This window comes from Methylobacterium sp. WL18 (assembly GCF_008040015.1).
In the GTDB taxonomy this organism is placed as follows: Bacteria; Pseudomonadota; Alphaproteobacteria; order Rhizobiales; family Beijerinckiaceae; genus Methylobacterium; species Methylobacterium mesophilicum.
Genome location: NZ_VRVD01000505.1, coordinates 1 through 3,448, shown reverse-complemented (window position 1 = coordinate 3,448; position 3,448 = coordinate 1). Strand labels below are relative to the sequence as shown.

4 protein-coding genes are annotated in these 3,448 nt (G+C 69.8%); all 4 read right to left on the bottom strand.

Translation table 11 applies throughout. From position 1 onward, the window contains the following. Positions 1-737, bottom strand: a 737-nt coding sequence (locus FV228_RS23915) for a cache domain-containing protein (RefSeq protein ID WP_187277884.1), incomplete at its 3' end; no start/stop codon positions are given. Positions 738-1,041: 304 nt separating this feature from the next. Then, positions 1,042-1,638, bottom strand: coding sequence for an urea carboxylase-associated family protein (locus FV228_RS23910; protein ID WP_147856846.1), 597 nt, complete (start codon positions 1,636-1,638; stop codon positions 1,042-1,044). A 66-nt stretch (positions 1,639-1,704) separates the two neighbouring features. Then, the gene (gene gntA, locus FV228_RS23905) at positions 1,705-2,463 is read right to left on the bottom strand and encodes a guanitoxin biosynthesis heme-dependent pre-guanitoxin N-hydroxylase GntA (protein WP_147856845.1); all 759 of its coding nucleotides are present in this window, start codon (positions 2,461-2,463) and stop codon (positions 1,705-1,707) included. 553 nt (positions 2,464-3,016) lie between these two features. Then, on the bottom strand, positions 3,017-3,448 hold a 432-nt coding region (locus FV228_RS23900), incomplete at its 5' end, for an urease accessory protein UreE (RefSeq protein WP_147856844.1).

The window sequence follows — 3,448 nt, the reverse complement described above, 5'->3', positions numbered from 1 at the left end:
AGCCCCCGCATCGCCGCGGTCAGGCGCACGATCGGCCGCGACAGGCCGTTGCCGATGAGCACGAGCAGGGCGAGCACCGGGAGCACCAGGCCGGCGGACCAGAGCGCATTGGTCAGCGCGCGATGGCGCACGGCCGCGTGGACGTCGTCGCGATAGAGGCCGGCGGCGACGACCCAGCCCCAGGGCTTGAACATCTGGACGCTCGCGACCTTCTCGACCGGCTCTGTCCCGCCCGCGCGCGGCTTCATGTAGTCGACGAAGCCGGCACCGTCGCGCTTGGCGACCTCCACCATCTCGGCGAAGTAGCGTTTCCCGCCCGGGACGTCGGTCTGCTCCAGAACCACCTTGCCGACGTTCTTGGCGTTGAACGCGTTGGCGATCAGCCGCCCATCCGAATCGAGGACGAAGAAATAGTCCGCCTTGCCGAAGCGCAGGGCGCTCACCGCGTCGAGGGCGGCCTTCTGGGCCTGATCGACCGGCATCCGGCCAGCGGAGGCCAGCGCCTCGTAATGGGCGAGCAGGCTCTGGGCGACGTCGCCGAGGGTCCTGGTCATCAACGCCCGGTCCTCGAGCGCCGAGGAGCGGGTGTCGACGTAGTTCAACCCGCTGAGGGCGCCGACCGCCGCCAGCACCAGGGCCATCACTGCCGACAGCTTGTGGCGCAGCGTGACGTTCGAGAGGCTCCACCGGGGCGCGGCGTGGCCCTCGGGCGAGCGGTCGGTCTGCGAGCGTGTCATCGGGGCACCGGAAACGGGACGGGTGAAGGCCGTCGGGGGCTGTCGGCGCCGGGGGCGGCACCGCCCGCGGCGGCCCGGACCCCACGGCACCGTTCCGGGGCGAAGGTTTGACACGGGATTGGTAAAGATTCGGTCCACGCCGGGTATCGACAGCGTATTGAATGCGCTTCCCAGCCTCGACAAGTCTCCGGACACACATTCGATCGCCATCCCACGCGAAGATCGCGCGGGATCAAGAGATCTACAAGAAAATAATACGAACCTCTTCGCGGAAGATCTGCCCTCTCCGGCGAGGTTGTGTGCCCTATGCGTCGATCCGATAGTGGATCGGCTTGAAGCTGCCGTTGTTCGATTGCAGCGCCGAGCAGGCGGTCAATCCGATGATCAGGTCTGTCTCGGCGGTGAACACGATCCGGTCTCCCGCCCGGCTCAACGGCGGCTCGACCGTGAGCGCCCCGGTCGTCCCGTCGATCGGCACGTTCATGAAGCAGTTGAACGCCACCGGGATCGCGTCGGGTGCGATGCCGTAGGGAGCGAGAGCCGCGGCGAGGTTGCCGAAGCAGCCCCGGTGCGGGTCCGTATCGCCGTAGATGATCCGGAACGTGTCGGCCGAGCACGGCGTCAGCAGGAAGTCGTGGCGCCCGACCGTGTCCTCGACGATGCGCAGCAGCACGTTCGAGCGGTTCGAGTAGAGCGGGTCTCCGGTGGTCAGGTAGATCCGGCTGGCATAGTCGAGGGTCCGCCCGGACGAGATCGCCTCACCCGTATCGTGGCGGTTGTAGGCGACGAGGTCGGCGACCTGCTCCCCGCGCGGGTCGATCACCGTCAGCCGCTGGCCCCGGTCCAGGGTGAACGCGACGCCTGAGCGCGGCTCGATCTGCTGCACATCCGCTCGGTCCATGGTGTCTCCGCTCCCGCTTCGGTCCGGCTGGAAACGCGGCAGGCGCCACCGCGATCCGGTGGCGCCTCAGGCGCCGCTGGTCGGGACGGTGAGGTCGCGCGGCGAAGCCAGCGGGTGCCAGTCGTCCGTGGCCGGTGCGGTAGGCGCCGCAGGCCGGCCCTGCATCGGGCAGCGCCACTCCTCGCCGACCACGCGGCCGCTGTACTGGCGTGCCTCGGAGGTTTCGCCGTGGCGCGCCAGCATCGGGTTGAGGCTGCCGGCGAGGGCCTCGTCGCGCTCCAGGATCGAGGCGCGCAGCTTCTCGTAGCGGCCCTCCGCCCGCAGCCGCTCGAACTGGGCGTGCAGGTTGAACACCAGTACCGGCGAGGAGAATTGCCGCGCGGGCCGGCTCGCGTTCGGGTGCAGGCCGACCACGAAGAACGCCTCGCCGCCGAAGCTCAGGGAGAAGTGCGGGTTGTCCGGATCGTCCGCAACGCGGGCGTCGTGGGGCTGGCCGAGCCAGGCATCCTTGTCGGTCAGCGACTGCGCCCGCGCCCACAGGTTCTGCTCGAACGCCTCCTCGGACAGGTCGCCTGGCCCCTCGAACACCACCGCGAAGCTCTGGAACAGGTCGGGCGCCTCCCGGTAGCGCGCCACGAAGGCGAGCAGGGCCGGGTAGATGCGCATGTCGTCCCAGCCCGAGGTGATGTCCCGGGCCACGACGATCTTCATGCGCCCGCGCGACAGCGCCGACTTGGCGCCGACGCAGGGGAACGGTGGATTTCGAATGAAGTCGCGGAAGGCCTGGGCACGCGGATGCTCTTGGTCGTCGCGGGGAAACTGCATGCGCTCCGTAGCCCGTATCTGCGCAGGTCCGCCCCGGGAGGGGGCGCCCGCTGGTCGGGACTCGGGCAACCCCGGTTTCAGGTCGCTGTTCCCGCCTGCGACAGGTCGTCCGGGGAGAAGATGAATCGAAAGCCGTCACGCGAAGGATCGACGCCGGTGTTCGAAAGACCTGTCGCAATGTTCGGCCGCGGCCCAAACATAGATTAAGGCGGGATAGACTCTGCCCGCACCCGCGCGAATGTTGCGGGGCCCGTGGCGTGACTTCCCCGGATGGTCAGACGGCACGATCCAGGTCGGAGCCTGTCTGGCCGGTCTTGCCCAACCTCGCCCGCGTGCGAACGAGGGAGGCCCGCTCGGCTGACACCTGAGGATAAGGGCGGCGGACTGGAGGGGGGCTGATCGGGAGGGGGCGAGCACCCGCTGTCGGATGCTGTGCATCCCGGGCAAGAGGACGCGACTCTGCGACAGAGCGGGGTCGGCAGGACGTCTTCGTGCAGCCCGCCGAAGTCGCCCCTGGGTCGGCGGCGCGCTTCGGCTCCCGGGGCGGGCGGCCCTAATGGTCGTGGCTGCAGCCCGGACCGTGGACGTGCGCGGGATGCGCATGGTCATGCGTCCCGGCATGGTCGTGCGCGTGATGGTCAGGGCCGTGGGCGTGCCCGTGATCATGCGCGTGATCGTCGGCGTGTGCGTGGGTATGCCCGTGGTCGTGATCGTGACCATGCCCGTGATGGTCATGGCCGTGATCGTGCCCGCAGGTGCTGTGGTCGTGCGCGGCCTGCTCGGGCCGGAACGGACGCGAGACCGGGCTCGCGGTGCAGCCCTGCCCGCGCACCAGCTCGGCATTGGCCGGCGAGGCCGGGACGTAGAGCACGTCCGCGGCGATCTCGGCGGGGACGTGGTTGCCGCCGAGCTGCCAGGCCAGCCGGGTCAGCCGGGCCGGGTTCTCGGCGCGCACCTCCAGCAGCGCCTCCGCGGCGGCCCGCAC